This window comes from Paraburkholderia piptadeniae (genome assembly GCF_900007165.1).
Taxonomy (GTDB): domain Bacteria; phylum Pseudomonadota; class Gammaproteobacteria; order Burkholderiales; family Burkholderiaceae; genus Paraburkholderia; species Paraburkholderia piptadeniae.
Genome location: NZ_CYGY02000119.1, coordinates 1 through 18,981, shown reverse-complemented (window position 1 = coordinate 18,981; position 18,981 = coordinate 1). Strand labels below are relative to the sequence as shown.

Here is an 18,981-nt window from a genome sequence, read left to right as displayed (position 1 = left end):
TTCGGTCGCGCAGCGACCGTTTTGCCAACGCCTGTTTAGCCAAAACTGATTCCGGTTTCGTCCAGCGGTTCACCGCGGACGAGGCCCTGCATTACCCCAAAAAAATTAATCATCCTAACCACTGTCTGGAGCATCATGTATTGCCTTCGCTGCAACTTACCTCTGACGGCGATCGCTGTCGCCACTGCACTCGTAGTTTCGCCGCTTGCACATGCGGCTTCGCCGGCAAGCGCGCAGTCACTCGAGACCCGGCTCGATGCCATGGCCCAGCAACTAGTGGAAATGCGCAACGAACTTGCCGCATTGAAGCAGGAAAACACCCAGCTCAAAGCGCAACAGCAGCAACAGGTGCAGGCCACCCAGCAGGCCGCCGTCGATCAGGCGACACTCAGGAATCAGGTCGAGGCGACTAGCCAGTCGGTACAGAGCGCATTGGCGAAGCCGTCGCCGCTCGACAACCTGAGTCTGTGGGGTTACGGCGAGCTCTACTACGTGCGACCGACCCGACATTCCGAGGACACACGAGCTGATCTCGCGCGGGGTGTGTTCGGAATCGGCTACCAGTTCGACGACAAAACGCGCTTCAATTCCGAGTTCGAGATCGAGCACGCGGTGACGTCATCGAGCGATCCCGGCGAGTTCGAGGTCGAGCAGTTTTATGTCGACCACAAGTTCACTGATTCGCTGTCGGGCAAGGCAGGTCTCTTCCTGATGCCCGCAGGCCTCATCAACGAGAATCACGAACCGACCAATTTTTACGGCGTAACGCGCAACTTCGTCGAGACGCTGATCATTCCAAGCACGTGGCGCGAGGGCGGTCTCGCGCTGTCCGGCGATACGACGTTCGGGCTGGGCTGGAGCACGGGTGTAACAACGGGCCTCGACCTGTCCAAATGGAACTTCACTCCGACGTCACCTCTGTACACCTCGGCGCTTGAAATGCAGAACAACGGCGTGGCGCCCATGCAGGCTACGCATCAGGAAATGGCACTCGCACACGCACAAAAGCTCTCGGGATTTGTCGCGCTGAACTATCGTGGCGTGCCCGGCCTGACGGTTGGTGGTTCGGTTTTCAACGGTGGGGTCGTGCGCGCAACGCCCAGCATCGACGACAATCAGCGCGTGATGTTGTATGAAGCGCATGTCCGCTATCAGCCGGGGCCATGGGATCTGTCGGCACTGTATGCACGAGGACTCTTCTCGCATACGGCCGAAGCAAACGCGCAGTTCCCCGGCGCGACCAACCCGTTGCCGGCAAGTTTCTATGGCTGGTATCTGCAGGCGGCGTACAACGCTCATATCGGTGGTTACCGACTGGCACCGTTTGCCCGCTATGAGAAGTACAACATGGGTGCGAGCTATGAAGGACTCTCCACCGGTTCCTTCACCGTGCCGGACGGGTTCGCTGTTCCGCATGACACTGTTTATACGGTCGGCGCCAACTTCTATCTGAATCCGAACGTCGTGTTCAAGGTCGACTATCAGCGCTTCAAGATCAACCGTGATTTCTCGCGTCTGGATCTGGGCGTCGGAGTGCAATTCTGATGATTCGCGATGAAGCTCACTGGGCACCATTGGTGATGCTTGCGGCCGTCGCCGGCGTTGCGCCGACGACGGTTTTTGGCGCCGACTATCTGTCGGTCACGCAAGCGCAAAAGAGCATGTTTCCAAGCGCGACAGAGTTTGTCGTCAGTCCTGTCGCGCTCACGGAGGAGCAGCGCAAGGCGCTTTCCGCACAGGCGGGCACACGCGTCAATCCCGCGCAATGGACTGTCTTTGCCGCGAAGTCCGGCGACGGGTTGCTCGGCTACGTCATCACCGATGCAGTGATCGGCAAGTTCCAGTTGATCAGTTATGCGGTGGCGTTTGGCGCGGACGGCGCGATTCGTGACGTCGAGATCCTGTCATACCGCGAAGAACATGGCGGCGAAATCCGTACGCACGCCTGGCGCAGGCAGTTCGAAGGAAAAACTGCGTCGGTGCCTTTGCACATCGGGGAAGATATCCAGAGCATCAGCGGCGCGACGATGTCGTGCACCCATGTGACCGAGGGCATCAGGCGGCTGGCCGTATATGTCGATACGATGCTTGCGGGAAAGTGACGTGACGGATACCGCCATCCCATTGCGCGACGCCGGCATCGTGCGTCGCGCTAAACCCTTGCTGGGGACACTGGTCGACATTGCCGTCGGCGCGGCGGACTCCGAGTTCGCACTAACGGCCATCGGCGCTTCGTTCGCCGAGATCCGCGACGTGCACCGGTTGATGAGTTTTCACGAGCCGGCGAGTGACGTGAGCCGCATCAACCGCGCGGCAGCCGGAGAACCTGTCGAGGTGGATCCGCGCACGGCCGAAGTCCTTCGGCTTGCAACCGAATTGCAAAACGCGTCTGATGGCGCGTTCGACTGTACGGTCGCGCCGGTGCTCGTGCTGCATCGTCTGTTGCCACGCATGAACAGTTGGAACGAAGCGCGGCCGCAGTTTCACGAACGGCACGCCGAACTGTTCAGTAGTCGAGTGCGCCGTATTCCAGCGTTCACAATTGACGCCTGCTCTGTGGTCAAGCAGCGTGAGTGCCTGGTTGATCTTGGCGGCATCGCGAAGGGTTATGCCGTTGATCGAGCGGTGGACGCGGTAACGTCACTGGCTGCCGCAAGCAGATACACGATCGACAGCGTGCTCGTCAATGCAGGTGGGGATCTCCGCTATCACGGGCGAAACGCGGTACCGATTCGCCTGCGGGATCCTCGCAATCCTGCGCAACTCAGTGGCGCGGTCGCGATTTCGGACGGCGCGCTAGCCAGTTCATCGACGAGCGGGCTGTATGGACGTACGCATGAGGTGTCACCACTGATTGACCCGGTCGGCAGGATTCCGTTGCCATTGGGGGCGGGCGTGACCATCGCGGCACCATGTTGCGCGATCGCTGATGCACTGACCAAGGTTGCGTTGATCACTGGCAATGCGACTCATCCTCTATTTGCGCGTTACGGCGCGTCCGTGGTCCAGTTCCTGGCACCTCCGCTCCTCTCATCCGGACATCGATGAAAAGCTCGTCTCAACAATACGTTCGCGTGTCAGGGCCAATGCTCACGAAGTCGTGGCGCTGGGCACTCTATGCGCTTGTAACGCTGCTCGTTGCGACGGGCTTCGCATGGTTAATCGTGCACTACGGGCGTTCGGACGACGCATTGCCCAGCCCGATGGAACCATGGTCGATGAAGATTCATGGTGCGACCGCAATGGGAGCGATTTTTGCCGTCGGCGCGATGCTACAGCGACATCTCTTGCCAGGCTGGCGAATAGCGCGAAACCGCGCGGCGGGCGTCGGCATGTGCATCACATTGGGCCTGCTGACAGTGACCGGTTACGGTCTCTACTATTTCGACGGCGATGCGCTACGGCGGGCCGCAGAGTGGCTGCACTGGTGCGCTGGTTGCGCACTGCCAGTTGTACTGGCCATACATGTTGCAGCGGCCCGGTTGTCGCGTCGGCGCGCATCATCACGTTGCCGTGCGTCCTGAGCGACAGATTGTCGGAACGTGGTCCGGGAGACAATTACCGCGCAACGAACCGCGTCACTGATCCCGGCATGCCGATCGGTGCCTGATGAAGTGGTGCGCCTGAATGTCATCCATGGGTCGCGTTGCCGGCCAGTTGGGTGGAACATCATACCCACACTGCGTCCATGGTTACTGCTGCAGTGATGCGAATCGCTCCTATTATCTCTTCTATTACTATCTGTAACAGAACGGTCAATACACATGAGAACAACTCGCACCTTTGTCGCTGTTGCCTTGGCCTCGGTGGCCTTGCATGGACCCAATGTGTTCGCTGCGGACGAGTCATACAGCCTGACGCTGAAAGACCACAAGTTCTCGCCGGCTGAGCTCACTATCCCTGCAGGCAAGAAGGTGAAGGTGACGGTGAAGAATCTCGATTCGACGCCAGCTGAATTCGAAAGCGACGACTTCAAGGCAGAAAAGGTGGTTCCGGCTGGCAAGCAGGTCGATGTCTTCATCGGGCCGCTGAAAGCGGGGACGTACGAGTTTCACGACGAATATCACGAAGCAGAGTCGAAAACCCGTCTGATCGTCAGGTAAGCGCGCGACATCATGCTATCCACCGCTCTCATAGTCTTCCGTGAAGTTCTCGAAGCCGCACTGGTCGTGTCGATCGTTATGGCGGCCACCAAAGGGGTTCTCAATCGAGGATGGTGGGTGAGCGGAGGCTTGCTCGGTGGCGTCGTCGGCGCGGGACTGATCGCCCTCTTCGCAGATGTGATTTCGTCGTGGGCGTCGGGCATGGGCCAGGAAGTGTTCAATGCGTGCGTGATGTTCATTGCAGTCGTCATGCTCGCGTGGCACAGCATCTGGATGGGCAAGCACAGCCGCGAAATGGCGCAGCAGATTTCCTCAGTGGGGAAGGCGGTCGCGGCGGGCAGCAGGCCGCTCACCGGCCTCGCGATTGTCGTTGGTGTGGCGGTGCTGCGCGAGGGTTCGGAGGCTGTCCTGTTCCTGTATGGCATCGCAGCAGGAGACCCGGGACAGACGCCTCAGATGATCGTCGGCGGACTGCTGGGCATTGTCGGCGGTGTCGGTCTTGGCGCCGCGATGTATGCGGGCCTTCTGCAGATTCCGCTGAAGCGCCTTTTCGCGGTGACCAACGCGCTGATCATCCTGCTTGCCGCGGGTATGGCGAGCCAGGGCGTGGGCTATCTGGCGTCGGCGGGAATCTTGCCGTCGTGGGGTGATACGGTCTGGGACACGTCCTGGCTGCTCAAGGAATCCAGCGTTGTCGGCAAGATGCTTCATACGCTCATTGGCTATACGGCGCGTCCGGCCGGCATTCAGATTGTGGCGTGGCTCGCGACCCTGGTTGTCATCATGCTTCTGGCTCGCGCAGTGGGCCGCCCACAGGGCGCGGCGGGACAATCACGACAATCTGCATAGTCGCCGTAGTCGATAACGAACATTGCATGGACGCATCCAGACTGGAGCACAGCGCCGCGCTGCTTGTCGCGCTTAGAGTCGCGGCCTGTCGGCACGACAGGATTGTGGAGCGCAAGGTCTTCGGCTGTCCGTCCTTCTTCGTCGGGCAACGGATGATGGCGTGCGTCTATGGGGAGCAGATCGCATTGAAGCTTCCGCAACTTGCTGTTACCGCGCTGCTCGAAACGCACGGCTGCACAGTCTTTCAACCGTTCGGCCGCCGTCCGATGCCGCGCTGGCTCGCATTTGGCGCGGACAGTCCTGCCTTTGCTTCACTCGAAGACCTTTTCGAAGAATCACTGTCTTTCGTGAGCGAATTGCCGACCAAAGAGTGACAACATCCGCTGTTCTGGCATACGGCCAGTCGTGCGGCGCGCTTTGAACTCCGCCTTCATCATCGCTATTGTCTGGATGGGATGACTCATTTCCCGTCAGCAATGCTGATGCCGAAAATCTGTTGCACCTGGCCGCCGCAGGATGCGGCTATCCCTCCAGCGACGTCATACCCGACTGCAGATAGTTCTCGATCCCCACCTTCTTGATAAGGTCCAGTTGTGTTTCCAGCCAGTCGATCTGGGCTTCCGTATCGTCGAGAATCTGTTGCAGTATTTCGCGTGAGACGTAATCCTTCACCGATTCGCAGTAAGCGATCGCATCCTTACAGGTGGCCTGGGACGTCTGTTCAAGCTTCAGGTCGCACTCCAGGATCTCCTGCGTATCCTCGCCAACGAGCAGTTTATGCAGGTCCTGCAGATTCGGCAGCCCGTCGAGCACGAAGATGCGCTCAATAAGAGCATCGGCATGCTTCATTTCTTCGATCGATTCCTGATACTCGTGCTTGCCAAGCTCGCCGAGTCGCCAATGGCGGTACATGCGCGCATGCAGGAAGTACTGGTTGATTGCAGTCAACTCATTCTTCAACTGTGCATTGAGGTGAGCGATGACCTTCTTGTCTCCTTGCATGACCGTTCTCCTTATCCAGTCCTCGTTCGGGTGGCGGTTCGACCGTTACAACTTACAACAATAGGCAGTTATGGCCTTTGTCGCAATGGGCATTGGAGACCAGCCCACTGACTCTGCGACGCAATTTCACTGTGAAGTAGCGACGTTCCCAGCGTCGCAAGCGGCTTCGCCTCAATGACGACTCGCCGTGGAAAGTCAATACTGGTCCGGCCTGCGTGACGCGGGATTCCGTTCATGGTCCGTTGACGGCCGATGCTCGCACACGTTCGCAGCAAGCGGAGATGGATCTCGGCTCCGGCTGGAGCGTGACTGGCCCAGGGCACCGCCATACCCCGGGCCATTCCTGCGCTTACATCTGATACCGCAGTGTCGCCATCACGCTGCGAGGCGCGCCCGGCATGTTCAGATTCGGGCTCGTGCCGTGTGCCGAGACGATATAGCTCTTGTTGAACAGATTGTAGAGATTCAACTGAAGCTCGAACGGGCCGCGAGCGTACCGCGCCATCATGTCGGCCGTGACGTAACCGGGTAACGTCACGGTGTTTTGCGGATCGGCCATTCGCGCGCCGACGAGGTTCAGCCCGGCGCCGACACCGAAGCCGTTACCCAGATTTCTGGTCAGCCATATGTTTCCAGAGTGACGCGGGGTGAGCGTGGCACGCTTGTCCTGCAACGCGGCGCTCGACTTCGTGACGACCGCGTCCAGGTAGGCGTATCCCGCAAGCACGCTCCAGCCCTGGCCCAGATCCGCAGCCCCGCTGATTTCCATCCCGTCGGTACGTTGCTCGCCGATCGGAATCAGCGCCGTGTTGCTTGCGTTCGCAACCTTGATGTTGGTGCGCTCCAGGCGAAATAGCGATACCGTCGTGCTGGCCTTGCCGTCCAGCCAGTCGTATTTCGCGCCGATTTCCGTGTTTTTGGTGGTCTCGGGTGCCAGTTGTGCATTGTTGGCGGCGAGCGAGAATGCCTCGCCCGACGGCTGGAACGAGCGGCTCCACGACACATAGTAGGACTGCGCAATAGTTGGCTGCCAGACGAGGCCCACGCGCGGACTCCACGCATTGTCGGTGCGCGACAGGTTGGGCTGATTCGGCCGGCGCTCGAAGGTCTCCTGCTCGAAGTTGTCATAGCGAATGCCCAGCAGCGCTTTCCAGTGCTCGGTGAGGCTGATCATGTCCTGGGTATAAAGCCCCAGCGTCTTGAAGACGCCGAGATTGCTGGCCGCGGGCGCACCACCCAGATGCAGCGGCAGCGTTGGCAGGGCAGGGTGGAACAGGTCCACCGTCGCGACGTTGTTCTTCGAGAAGTTGACCAGATCCTTGTCCTGCTGGCCAAGCTCCATGCCATAGAGCAGCTCGTGTTTCATGCCGAAGAGCGTGGCCTTTTGCGTCAGATCGGTCTGGTTGAACCAGCCATGCTCCTCACGGTAGACATTGGATCGGTTCAGCGAAACCCGCTGCGTCGCCTCATTCACGGTGCCGGGAAGCGTGTTGTTGCGATCGAGCGAGTAATGGTAGTAGCGCGTGGCGTTGCGGATCGACCATTGATCGTTGAACTCGTGCCTGATGGTGGCGGTGCCCGAATACACACGCGTCTGCGTGTAGTCCGCGTCGCGCGCGTTGGCCGCACCGTAATAGGTGGAAGCCGGCACGTCGACGGGGCGTCCCTTGTAGGCCGGAATGCCGAAATCGGTCACGCGGCGATCTTCCAGATAGTCCGCCTGGAACAGCACGGTCGTCTTCGGCGCCACATGCAACTCCAGCGACGGCGCGATGGCCGAGCGATTGAGAAACTGCTGCGAGCGATAGCTGTTGGACTCCTCATGCGCGCCCGTCACGCGGAATGCCGCCGCGCCATCCGCGAGCACGCGACCGACGTCGGCTTCGACACGGCGATCGTCCCACGAACCATAGCTGATGCCGACATCGGTGACGTCGATACCCGGTTTCTTCGTGACGCGGTTGATCAGGCCGCCCGCCGAACCACGGCCGTAGAGCACAGCGGCTGGCCCCTTGATGACTTCCACGCGGTCCACGTTGGACAGGTCGCGGAAGTACAGCGCATCGTCGCGGATGCCGTCGACGAACTGGTCGGCGATCGCCGAGAAGCCACGGATCGTGACCTGGTCGCGCTGGCCGTCGCCCGTGGAAAAACCAACGCCTGGCACGTTCTTGAGCACATCCTGCAAGGAATTGGCGTGCTGGTCACGCATCACTTCTGACGTCACCACGTTCACTGTCTGTGGAATGTCGCGCAACGGCGTATCCGTCTTCGTGGCGCTCACGGCACTGGACGGGTTATACCCGTCCCCCGGATCACGAATCGCGCTGGCCTTGACGGTCACCGCCGGCAACGGGCCCCCTGCACCGTCGGCTGGCGAAGCGGCGCTGTCCTGTGCAAAAGCAACCCCGGCGATCATCGGTTGGCACGCGAAAACTGCCAGGACGGCGCGTCGTACCGGGTGCAAGTCTAGTCTCATTATTCTCTTCCCGTAATAGTTCGTAATACACAAATGAGACGCATTATTATTTGAAAGGATGGAAAGGTCAACAGCAGTTAGGAAGGATCGGCCGGGGCGCGCCACGAATCAGGTGCGAGCCCCCAGCGCTTTACCGCAGATGGGGATGCCTCCCGAAGTCGGCTTTCGAGGGCACGGCATACTTCAAACGCTTTTGGGGGAACAAAAGATTTTTTGTAGGGCCGTCGGCCCGTAATGCTTACGCTTGCATAAAGCGTAGATATGCTGATGATTAGACGATTGTGCGTCGAAGCATGTCCAGAGGACGGCAAGGACCCTCGCGCTGGATGCGGCGCGAGGACAGTGACCTGAAATAGTGCGCACAAACATCGTTCTTCGCGCCGGTCACAGTGATCATCGGCTACGGCGGCTACCCGTCGGGTATTGACAGGCGTCAGCGGTTAGTCTGCGTAAGTCTGCAGGCTGGGCTCCCCGCAGTGAGCGAGGATGGCAGCGTGCACACGGTCGCGCAGCCGCGTCATGGCTCTGAAGTCGTTGCCGTCGGGGCGGATCGGAGGGGGCACCGTGACAGTAATGCCGCCACGGCGCGGCAGCCACTGACCATCGCGCAATACCGCCCGCACCATGCAACGCAATCGGCACGACAGGGCGCTGCGCGAGGCATGCGACACGGAACGCGCCAAGATGAAATGAGGCGAGACCGGCAGAGCACGTGAACGTGCCCTCGGGAAAGAAGAGCAGGGTATCACGTCGCTCGGCTTGCGCAACCAGACTCGCCTCATCCTCAAGGCTGCGGCGATCGTCCCGCCGTTCGACAAAACGCACACCAATCGCGCGCAGGAAACGCCCCATGAACGGCCACGCCGACAGCTCCCGCTTCGCGACGAAACTGACGGGATGCGCAAGCGCTGACATGAGCACGACGTTGTCCGGATAGCTCGTGTGGTTCGCGGCCACGATTACCGGTTCTGACGGAAACGCGCCCGGGGTCCCCGCGAGTTGCACGCGTAGCCCCGCGAGGTGCAGGAGCGTCCGGCATGCGTGAGCCGTGACGCGCCAGTTGCGCTCGATATCCCGATGAAAAACGACACCACACCAAAGGATCGGGGCGAGCAGCACAACCAGGCTCCAGCAGTACACGCCCCAGGCGACATCCCGGCAGCGTCGCGTCGCGCGGCGCAAAAGCGGAGCGATGCTGCCTGCCGCGACGTCGAACATCTGTCGCCACCGCGCGGGTGCAACTGGCAGTCGTTGTCCGTGGCGCTCGAACCTTTCGAGCGTGGCGGCATGGCGGATGTTGCCGCTTGTTGTCTCTGCACGACCGAAGTAGATCCGGGCACCCCGAGTGGACGTTAAGCTATTGATTTCTATGGTTGCGCGAAACGCGAGCGGCCGAATTTGCTTACAAGCGGTTGGATCCAATCTTGGTCATTCGACGGCCACTGGAGGCAAGTTTGGCCACGCGGCGGCGGCCGTGAGCAATATTTGCTCACTTCTCGCCGGACGCGTCTCGAACGCCGGACTTGGTAGTTGGTAGTTTTCGAAGTTATGTCAGGGTTTTGCTGACCACAATAGAATGACGAGCAACGGCAAGTCTGCAACCAAATGTCCGCTCAGGGCTTGTACTACGCAAAAATCAGAATCGACCTCTCAGTCGAGGAGGGTGCAGAGTTCCCCCTCGACAAACTGTTGACAAGCGCGTATCGCTCGTCATCTTGGCGACAACGAGAGACGGCGTGAGTCGACAAGCCGCGCGAGCTTAAAGCGTCAATTGCTTCGCACAATTCAGATTCTTTGGTGATATGCAGTTGAAGTGTCGAAAACCATTCGCCATAGAACAACCGCAGGCGCTGCCACGTGTCGGTTGCGGCGGTGCCTGCTCCCATCATGCAGTGCCGCCATCTCTCTGAGGCGATCGTTTCGTAAGTCAACGCATAATTCGCGAGGCCGCCACATGCCTGAGCGAGTCTCATACAAAATAGGGCTACGTTTGCCGCTGCCCAAATCGTATGCTGCGCGCGTAACGGCTCGTACAGTTGATCGACGTACTGTCTGGCGCTTTGCATCGAGCGCGCCGAGAGTTCAGGAATGTGCGTACCCATCGCCTCGATGGAGGTGCGCCAAGTCATGACTGCTTCCACGCTTACACGACCGATCGAGGACAATGGCCACAGCGGCATGGCGAGTGCCTTCGACGCGTCGCTTGTATGTCCGGAGAGCCGATCCATCCAGATTCTTGAAGCCCGGTCGCCGCGCTGAAGCGCGCGAGGCAAATCAAGTCGGTCGTAGCGAAGTTTTTCCCACCATCTGCTGCGCTCATCGGGCAGGAACGCGTCACCCATCAATCGCTTTTCGATGGCGTAGGGCGTCCAAACTCCGAGGACTTCACAGGCGATGTCAAACACCAGACGGCTTTGGTACCGCCCCAAGTGCACGTTTCCACGCGGCGCCAACTGGAATCTGTGCAGCGGTATTCGAGTCAACTCAATGTAGCAACCGGGAGGTGGGTCGCACTGGACCGGGGAAAACGCATACACCGTGTTTCAACCTTTGCCTTTGTCTAGGGCGATTTTCTGCCCCATGCCTGCATGTGACCTCCGCTCGTGAATGGTTCTGATGAGATCCTATCGTCACGAGTTGACGGCAGTGACGTTCCTTGCGTTCACGAGGACAGCAGTGCGAGGGGGAACACTTCCATATCGGCCGTCTCCCGTCATTGGATTGATCGGCGAGGCGATAACCAGCGTCTGCATCTCTTTGCATCAAACCATTGCCTCGTCGTTGACCGATTGATTCCCGCGATAAGAGGCAGTTATCATGGCTTGACCACATCCATCTTAATTTGGAACGCCCAATATAGACGTGTTTGGGTTTCACGTTTTTAATCGACAACTGGCGCTTGATGAATCGTTGCTCGGCTCATGCAGGTTCTTCGGTGGCTCTGACTCCTGAAGCAGGGAACGATCGAAAATCGTGGTAGAGGGATCGCGGTTTGCGGATCGACTCGATATTGCCCGGCAAGGCATTCATCGCGGAATGCGCCGTCAAACGCCGCGAAGCGCGCTGAATTATCTTTGCTAGCCGAGTGAGCGGCAAAACACTCAGCAACGCAGTCATGAAGGCCGTATGACCACAACAGTCACTTCTAGTACGGAACCGTATCGAGTTGCGCTTGGCCATCGGCATGTGTGTGCACGTGACGATCCAAACCTATGCGAATCGGTACGGCTTGCATCAAGGGAGGCCGACGAGAGAATCGCGCGTTCATCTGCTATGCGTCGTCCGCCGTTGGCCACCAGCGTCAAAGAGGCCGTCCTCATGCTGTCACATTTCGACGTTAAGCTTAGCGCCCTCGGTAATAAGCCCACGGTGAGTGGGTAGTCACGGAACGCACGTCACCGCAAAAGTTGACGACCAGCGTTTCGTTCTTTGCATCAGGAGCAGCCCGTGCTGAGCGCACACGAATTTGCAACATTAATGCTGGTCAAGGACTCCGCCGATCACATTGCCGACCGGGAAGAACTTGGCACGTTGGCCGAGCGCCAGCTTGTTGCATTGGAGGGACTTGCGGGCGGCGCAGTTCGTCCCCGCATCACGGAGGACGGTGAGTCGCTTCTCCGTAACATTGCCTTTATCCATAACAGGACAACCCATCGAGTGCCGGATGTCGCCAACCATTGATGCAAGTCGCGCTCGCATGGTCCTTATCGGGCCGTTCCATCGCACGGCCTGACCGGTACATCGATCGAAAGCCTCGCGCTGCAATCTGATTGGGTAATCTCGACAGCAACGTATGGCTCCCCGTCAGTAGTTCGCGAAAAGACCCCCGCACCTTCGACGTGGGGAGCATGGCAACTACAACTGGCGCGCCGATAATGGCGCTGTTCACGTCGCCATGAAAGCGCCCGGCGCGGCACGAGGCTCCGGCTATGTACGGACACCTCTCAAGCTCTCTCACCACGATCGGCAGGCGGATAGGGCTGCTTCAACGCAGCGCTTCCAGGCAGCGTTGGCAACGTAGGTCGTCGCCACCGCGTCGGTAGCTCTGCATGGCCTTTGTCCGATCATCGAGATCACCATGACCAACGTCCAGCGTGGCCCTGACCAGCTTCGCTATGCGTGCCGGCGGCACGACAAGCCGGATCCGTCTCCGGCCGACTTGCCAAGTGGGGCTGTGTTGCCAATCAGTTTCGCCACATAAATTGAACCCAGAGCGGTTGCCAGCGGCTTGGATTCGCGATAGCCTCTTCGGCGGACCGGCCCGCTCTGTCCGCAAGCCCGCTTCAGCCTCTGCAGCGATTGCACCCGGAAGCATGATGTGCATTGCCAAATGACTGCCACCATCGTAGGGATCTTTCTGGTTGTCTACCTGGGGATGATTCTCGGCGGGCTGCCGTTCTTGCAACTGGATCGGACGGGCGTGGCATTGCTTGGCGCGATTGCCTTGATCAGCGTTGACGCAGTGTCCCTGGGGGCGGCAGCGGGCTCCATTCATCTGCCGACCATCATTTTGCTTTTCTCCTTTATGGTGGTGTCCGCCCAGATGCGCCTCGGTGGCTTTTACGACTGGGCCACGCACCGGTTCGCTTCGTGGTCTTATCGGCCAGCCGGTTTGCTCGCAGCGCTGATGCTCGGTGTCGCGACACTATCTGCTGTATTCAGCAACGATATCGTTTGCCTGGCGGTTACGCCGGTACTCATTGAAGCCTGTCAACGGCGGCGCCTGGATCCGGTGCCCTATCTCCTGGGCTTGGCCTGCTCGGCCAATATCGGCTCCGCGGCCACCTTAATCGGCAATCCGCAGAACATGCTGATTGGACAGACCTTGCGTCTGCCATTCTCCGGCTATATCGCCGAGGCTGCAATCCCGGTGGGTCTTGGCCTGCTTGCCGCGTGGGCGATGATCGTCTGGCAGGTAAGAGGCCGATGGACGTGGTCCGCACCTGCGCCCGTCGCGTCGGCGGGTGCGATCGATAGCGGCAGCAACGTGTCGCTTGATCGTTGGCAGACGGCGAAGGGGTTAATGGTTGCTGCCGTGCTGTTGATAGCGTTCCTCGTTGGCCCATGGCCGCGCGAGCATGTGGCACTGATCGGTGCAGGCGTGCTGCTGCTAAGCAGGAAGATGCACTCCACGCGAACGCTCGGTCTGGTGGACTGGGAACTCCTGGTCCTGTTCATGGCCCTCTTCGTCGTCAACCATGCAATTCAGCAGTCCGGCGTCGCGTCAAAAGTCATCGGCGATCTCGCTGGGGCAGGGCTGCATCTCGACCAGCTGGCCCCGTTGTTCGGGGCAACCTTTGTCCTATCGAATGTTGTCTCCAACGTGCCAGCTGTCATGCTGCTGCTCCCGTTGGCACACCACGAAATCGCTGGACCGCTGCTGGCGCTGGTAAGCTCACTGTCGGGCAATTTGCTGATCGCAGGCAGTATCTCGAACATCATCGTCGTGGATGCCGCAGCCAGGCGAGACATCCGCATCGATTGGCGCCGCCATGCCACGATTGGTATTCCAGTCACGCTCGCGACCCTCGCGATCGCCGCGATCTACCTGATAGTGCGGGTACGTTTTCTTGCTTCAGGGGCTTAGCAAAACCACCGGATAACGACGGTGTTCCGTCGTCTGCCACAGACCTTAAATGACTGCTCAGATTGGCCGACAGGCGAAGGTTCACAGGTCCAGCCGTAGTTGTACTTCCGCCTGCTTTGCCGGTTCGAACGCATCGTTCACTTCGATACCACGTTGGGCATCGCCAACCAGTTTCGTTACGAGCCACTGAGCATGCGAGATCTTGGTTGGGGCCAATCCCAATCGCGCCAGTCATCTTTTTGGAAAACGCTTCTTCGATAATTCGTGTACTGGGAACCGAAGGGGCCGTATGCACCTGACTTTCGATTTAGGCACCATTATTCTTCTGGACAATACCTTGTTGATTGCAGGCGCCGCGGCAATCTTGCATAACCGCAAGCGTACGTCCCGGCGCATCGGTTTAGGGCGTATCCGTTGCGTTGATTGCCTTGGCGATCGGTGCAGTACTAGCCGCATCTGGGGAGCGTGCCGCATTACCGCTTTGGCTGTGGACACATTTGAGTCTTGTCTTGGGGACGGTCGCCTATCCGCTGCTCCGGGACGGCATGCGGCGCCTGAGTGGTCGTCGCCGGAGCCTTTACTGGATGGTCGTACTGGTGCCGGCGGCATGGTTCATCATTGGCATCGTATCGGGATTCCCGCTTGTCAATGCTCAACGGGCAAGCGTCTTTCACTTGACCGCAGTGATGTTCGTGGCGGCTTCGGCAGTCGAGATATGGGTGGACCGACATAGCGAGCACTTACCTGAGCGTCGTCCGTTGGCCGCGTGTCTCCTGGTGAGTGCGCTGATCTATGCAGTGCGCCTCGTTTGCATCGTTCTCGATATTCCATCGGCATTTGACTTTGCGACGGCTTTTTTCTTCAGATTTTCTTCAACTTCTGGATTGCGCTGCTGGTTGTGACGCTCGTCAGGGAGCGGCGCGAGGCGAGCCTTCAGCTTGCAGCAGACACTGATGCGCTGACCGGCGTCGGCAACCGCCGATGGTTTATCGGGCGCCTTCCCGCAGCGCCGCTCGCAAAAAGCGCTCTCCCGATACTGGACGTGGACCACTTCAAGCAGATCAACGACAGATTTGGACATCTTCTGCATTGATCAGCGCGTTTGCGAACGCATTTTCCTTTTCCAAAGGGCACAGCCAGAAACGTCGCGCAAAAAAAAAGAGCGACGCGACGGGTAATCGCAATGCTCCTAACCTCTCGCATGTCGCCAAGAGGGGGCTGCTGCTGAAGACGGTGCTGTGTTAGACAATTACGAATTCACTATCGAGTCCATGCTGACTTTATGTCGTCCTCGCTGGCATCTTTGAACGAGTTCCGGAATCGACAATCGTCGTTCAGGAGATGCATGGAAATTACCCTCGGCGCGTTGATGGGCCGCGATCAGTTCATCAAGTGGTGCCGTCTGGAGCTGACTATCGTAGAGTTCAAGCAGTCGCGCCGTAGCTTGAACTGCATGCGATCCGAGCCTGTAACTAGATTCGATGTTTCGCGAGGTTGCCAGTTCGCGGAGGCTCGAGTCAGCGTCGGTGTATATAGACAGATTCCCGTCGCCGAAGCCAGCGTCAAACAAATAGAACGACGCGAACATCGTTCGAACGACACTCCCTAAGTGGAATGCGGCGCCGTGCTTCGAACTCAGAGCATTGAGACTCAGATGGTTGCGAAGCGACAGGTCGGTAAGAGCCGCATTGGAAAGCCTGCCTGTCACCGTCTGCGGAATTTTTCGGACACGTGCTGCCATGTTGAGTCAAATATATCGGTTTGTGCACACGTGCGACTGGGCACGTGTTCGGGGGAGGCTATCGCAGGTGTATGTACATCTGATCTGTCTCAATACTCTGGGCATCAGCGTAACCAGGGCTGACCATCCGGATCGTTAGAAAATGACATAGACCTTGCGCATCGTTTCTTCGACTTCCCACGTGCCTTCCGTGTGGGCTTCGAAGAACAACGTGTCACCGCCAGTAAAGTGGATTGTGTCTTCGCCGTCGGGCGTGAAGCGGCCACGGCCGCTGAGAAAGTGCATCACTTCCGCCTGCTTCACCGAGCGCCGATAGGTGCCGGGCGTGCATTCGAATATGCCCGCGTCGATCCCTTCGCTGCCCGGAATTATCTTCTGCACCCCTGATACTCTGATCTCGGGCGCGCCGGCAAGACCTGCCGTGCCCCAGTCTTCCAGTCCCTGTAATGCGATGCTTTGTTTGATCTGCTGGACTTTCATGTCTCGTATCCGTCGAAGAGTGAAATGAAAAAAAGCTATTGAGGTCCTGCCAACCGCTGTTCTATCCTGCGAGCCGCACGACGGTCACACCCGCGCGCAACTGCCTGAGCGATGGCATCACCAGCATGCAGTCGGGGCAAGGCGTGCGCACTGCCTCGCCATCCGACCAGCCGATTACGCTTCCTGCTTCGGGAAACACCTCGAGTCCCGTGTACGCATCGGCGAAACGAAAGTCGAGGCTCTTCGCGACGACGGGCTCCGTGACGCGCACGATCAGCATCTCTTCAGGCCGCGGCATGGTCCAACCGGCTGGCCAGTCCTGCGCATCGACGACACCCGACAGCGCCAGAAACCGCGCCGTTACATCTCGTGCAACGGCAAGCGCACTAGCCTCCCAGTGTTGTCCGCACTCGATCAGCAGCGCGTTCCTGGGACTCTCAGGATCGCCGAAGCCTTCGTAGTCGCGCATGCGCCGTCCTTCGGGGTGACCGTCATCGCAGATCACCGTCGCAGGTGTGCCGAGCTTCTCCGCAAGCGCGATGCCCTTGTCGAGCGGTCCCGAGACGATGAGCGGCTTGCTCTTCTCGTGCATCGAATGCAGGTCGAGCAGCAGTTCGACGGTATCGACGACGGGCCTGATCTCGCGTGCACGGCGCAGTTCGCTCGAATCGTGGGATGCGTCATCGAGCGTTTGTGCGGCCAATACGCGGTTGAAGTCCTGATGGACGAAGCGCGCCGCGTCGGGATGCGACGGATCGAAAAGGGCATATGCATCGACGTTTGCGAATGCGGGCGTCAGCTTGCCGCGCCGTGGCCGCAGTTTCGCGCGCAGCAGCGCATCGACGATGATCGCGCCGCACACTTCGTTGCCGTGCGTCACATGCGGGCCGGCGATGCCTGAATCGAAGGTGTGAACGTACGGAATGCCCGTGTCGCTGCGCTCGTGCGCGGCGATGTCGGGAAATGCGAGTTCGATCGGATAAGCGTGAGTATTCATTCGAGACCGCCCTGGCAGAGGTATTTGATCGACAGGTAGTCGTCGAGGCCGTATTTCGAGCCTTCGCGGCCATAGCCCGATTCCTTCACGCCGCCGAACGGCGCGGCCTCGCTCGCAAGCGCCCCTTCGTTGATACCGACGATGCCTGCTTCCAGCCGCCGGGCAACGCGATCGATGCGGCGCACATCCTGGCTGTAGAAGTACGATGCGAGGCCGAAGGGCGTGTCGTTGGCGGCGCGAATCGCGTCGGCTTCGTCGTCGAAACGGAACAGCGGCACGACGGGGCCGAAGGTTTCCTCACAGCTGAGTTGCATGTCGGGCGTTGCATCGGCGAGCACGGTCGGCGCGTAGTAGTTCAGGCCGAGTTCCGGCAGACGCTTGCCGCCCGTCAGCACGCGCGCGCCGCGGTTCACGGCGTCTTCGACGTGACGCGCGATCTTGTCGATGGCGCGTGCGTTGATCATCGGGCCGATCTGCGCGGCTGTGTCGGTCGCGGGCGCGACTTTCAGCGCGGCGACGCGCGTCGAGAGCAGATCCGCGAAACGCTCGTACACGCCCGCCTGCACATAGACGCGGTTCGGGCACACACAGGTCTGTCCGCCGTTGCGGAACTTCGCGGCGAGCAGGCCCGTCACTGCCGCGTCGAGGTCGGCATCGTCGAACACGATGAAAGGCGCATTGCCGCCGAGTTCCAGCGACAGCTTCTTCAACGTCCCCGCCGATTCACGCGCGAGATACTTGCCGACAGGCGTCGAGCCCGTGAACGTGATCTTGCGCACCCGGCTGTCGGCCAGCCAGTCGGCGACGGCGGGCACGGCGTTTTCGCGCGAAGCCGAGATCAGGTTCAGCACGCCCGGCGGCACGCCCGCTTCATGCGCGAGCATCACGAGTGCGAGCGCGGTGAGCGGCGTGTCTTCGGCGGGTTTTCCGACGACGGTGCAACCCGCTGCGAGCGCGGGCGCGATCTTGCGCGCGATCATCGCGAGCGGGAAATTCCACGGCGTGATCGCGGCGACGATACCGATGGGCTCCTTCACGGCGCTCATGCCCTTGCCGCGCTGCTGTTGCGGAATGATGTCGCCGTAGATGCGTGTCGCTTCGTCCGCGAACCACGCGACGTACGACGCGCCATACATCACTTCGCCGCGCCCTTCGGCGAACGGCTTGCCCTGTTCGAGCGAGATCAGGCGGCCGAGTTCGTCCGCGTTCTCGACCATCAGCGCGTGCCATCGATGCAGCACGGACGCGCGATCCTTCGGCAGCGCATCGCGCCACGCGGGGAAGGCGCGGGCGGCGGCATCGGTGGCCGCGTGTGCGTCGGCGGCATCGCTCTCGGCGACCTGCGCGATCGTTTCGCCCGTCGCCGGATTTGTGACGGCAAAGCGCTTGCCGCCTGATGCAGCGACCCACTTGCCATCGATGAAATTGTCGCTGCGGATCAGTTCGCTCAACTCGTATCGCTTCGTCATGACTGCACTCCTATATTGTTACGGCTCCAGGCGGGCCCTCAACGGTTCACGCAAGCCGATGCGCGATCGCGGCGCCCACTTCCGCCGTGCACGCCTTGCCACCGAGATCGCCCGTATGCGGGCCGTCCTTCAGCACGCCTTCGATGGCCGCGAGAATCGCGTCGTGCGCCTCGCGTTCCTTGCCTTGGCCGTTGCCGAGAAAGTCGAGCATCATCGCCGCCGACCAGATCATCGCGATCGGATTGGCGATACCCTTGCCCGCGATATCGGGCGC

General features: G+C 59.9%; 19 protein-coding genes. 11 read left to right on the top strand and 8 right to left on the bottom strand.

All coding sequences use genetic code 11. The features are described 5' to 3' along the window. The first annotated feature begins 162 nt into the window (after window positions 1–162). From BN2476_RS41095 to BN2476_RS46110, 6 genes are all read left to right on the top strand, one after another. Window positions 163–1,545 (top strand): porin, encoded by a 1,383-nt coding sequence (locus BN2476_RS41095; RefSeq protein WP_438942948.1) that lies wholly within the window; start codon window positions 163–165, stop codon window positions 1,543–1,545. Further along, window positions 1,545–2,102, top strand: a complete 558-nt coding sequence (locus tag BN2476_RS41090; RefSeq protein ID WP_087739876.1) for an FMN-binding protein — start codon at window positions 1,545–1,547, stop codon at window positions 2,100–2,102. Before BN2476_RS41095 ends, BN2476_RS41090 begins: the two co-directional genes overlap by 1 nt. Window position 2,103: 1 nt before the next feature. Further along, window positions 2,104–3,048, top strand: coding sequence for an FAD:protein FMN transferase (locus BN2476_RS41085; RefSeq protein ID WP_160111855.1), 945 nt, complete (start codon window positions 2,104–2,106; stop codon window positions 3,046–3,048). A 716-nt stretch (window positions 3,049–3,764) separates the two neighbouring features. Next, entirely contained in the window at window positions 3,765–4,103 is a 339-nt protein-coding gene (locus BN2476_RS41075; protein WP_087739873.1) for a cupredoxin domain-containing protein, read from the top strand. Between the two features lie 12 nt (window positions 4,104–4,115). Further along, entirely contained in the window at window positions 4,116–4,952 is an 837-nt protein-coding gene (locus tag BN2476_RS41070; RefSeq protein WP_087739872.1) for an FTR1 family iron permease, read from the top strand. A gap of 26 nt (window positions 4,953–4,978) precedes the next feature. Further along, a complete protein-coding gene (locus BN2476_RS46110) occupies window positions 4,979–5,326 on the top strand; it encodes a TfoX/Sxy family protein (RefSeq protein WP_143811183.1) in 348 nt (115 codons plus the stop codon). Window positions 5,327–5,474: 148 nt separating this feature from the next. On the opposite strand, the gene bfr is transcribed toward BN2476_RS46110, so the two are convergent. The 4 genes from bfr to BN2476_RS41045 all read right to left on the bottom strand — a co-directional run bounded on the left by bfr (window position 5,475) and on the right by BN2476_RS41045 (window position 10,838). Continuing rightward, window positions 5,475–5,954, bottom strand: coding sequence for a bacterioferritin (gene bfr, locus BN2476_RS41060; protein ID WP_087739870.1), 480 nt, complete (start codon window positions 5,952–5,954; stop codon window positions 5,475–5,477). Between the two features lie 349 nt (window positions 5,955–6,303). Next, window positions 6,304–8,433 carry a TonB-dependent receptor gene (locus tag BN2476_RS41055; RefSeq protein WP_087739869.1) on the bottom strand — a complete coding sequence of 710 codons (2,130 nt, stop codon included), beginning with the start codon at window positions 8,431–8,433 and terminating at the stop codon, window positions 6,304–6,306. A 393-nt stretch (window positions 8,434–8,826) separates the two neighbouring features. Further along, on the bottom strand, window positions 8,827–9,348 hold the full coding sequence (locus BN2476_RS48915; protein WP_235851201.1) for a lysophospholipid acyltransferase family protein: 522 nt from the start codon (window positions 9,346–9,348) through the stop codon (window positions 8,827–8,829). Between the two features lie 710 nt (window positions 9,349–10,058). Continuing rightward, complete coding sequence (locus tag BN2476_RS41045) at window positions 10,059–10,838, bottom strand: hypothetical protein (protein ID WP_143811182.1); 780 nt, start codon at window positions 10,836–10,838, stop codon at window positions 10,059–10,061. 1,042 nt (window positions 10,839–11,880) lie between these two features. Here BN2476_RS41045 and BN2476_RS41040 point away from each other — a divergent pair. The 5 genes from BN2476_RS41040 (at window position 11,881) to BN2476_RS41020 (ending at window position 15,629) form a co-directional block, all read left to right on the top strand. Beyond that, window positions 11,881–12,114 carry a hypothetical protein gene (locus tag BN2476_RS41040; protein ID WP_087739886.1) on the top strand — a complete coding sequence of 78 codons (234 nt, stop codon included), beginning with the start codon at window positions 11,881–11,883 and terminating at the stop codon, window positions 12,112–12,114. A gap of 649 nt (window positions 12,115–12,763) precedes the next feature. Then, window positions 12,764–14,020: an anion transporter gene (locus tag BN2476_RS41035; RefSeq protein WP_087739867.1), complete on the top strand. Its 1,257-nt coding sequence runs from the start codon at window positions 12,764–12,766 to the stop codon at window positions 14,018–14,020. Between the two features lie 584 nt (window positions 14,021–14,604). Beyond that, entirely contained in the window at window positions 14,605–14,922 is a 318-nt protein-coding gene (locus BN2476_RS48910) for a hypothetical protein (protein WP_160111854.1), read from the top strand. Beyond that, window positions 14,919–15,113, top strand: a complete 195-nt coding sequence (locus tag BN2476_RS41025; protein WP_160111853.1) for a diguanylate cyclase domain-containing protein — start codon at window positions 14,919–14,921, stop codon at window positions 15,111–15,113. Before BN2476_RS48910 ends, BN2476_RS41025 begins: the two co-directional genes overlap by 4 nt. Window positions 15,114–15,365: 252 nt before the next feature. Then, entirely contained in the window at window positions 15,366–15,629 is a 264-nt protein-coding gene (locus BN2476_RS41020; protein WP_087739864.1) for a hypothetical protein, read from the top strand. A 267-nt stretch (window positions 15,630–15,896) separates the two neighbouring features. Here the strand turns inward: BN2476_RS41020 and BN2476_RS41015 are convergent, their stop codons facing one another. From BN2476_RS41015 to BN2476_RS41000, 4 genes are all read right to left on the bottom strand, one after another. Further along, window positions 15,897–16,241, bottom strand: a complete 345-nt coding sequence (locus BN2476_RS41015; protein ID WP_087739863.1) for a cupin domain-containing protein — start codon at window positions 16,239–16,241, stop codon at window positions 15,897–15,899. 61 nt (window positions 16,242–16,302) lie between these two features. Then, window positions 16,303–17,238: a M14 family metallopeptidase gene (locus tag BN2476_RS41010; protein ID WP_087739862.1), complete on the bottom strand. Its 936-nt coding sequence runs from the start codon at window positions 17,236–17,238 to the stop codon at window positions 16,303–16,305. After that, window positions 17,235–18,707 (bottom strand): NAD-dependent succinate-semialdehyde dehydrogenase, encoded by a 1,473-nt coding sequence (locus tag BN2476_RS41005; protein ID WP_087739861.1) that lies wholly within the window; start codon window positions 18,705–18,707, stop codon window positions 17,235–17,237. Before BN2476_RS41005 ends, BN2476_RS41010 begins: the two co-directional genes overlap by 4 nt. 46 nt (window positions 18,708–18,753) lie before the next feature. Continuing rightward, window positions 18,754–18,981 (bottom strand): isocitrate/isopropylmalate family dehydrogenase (locus tag BN2476_RS41000; protein ID WP_235851196.1); only part of this gene is annotated, 228 nt, incomplete at its 5' end.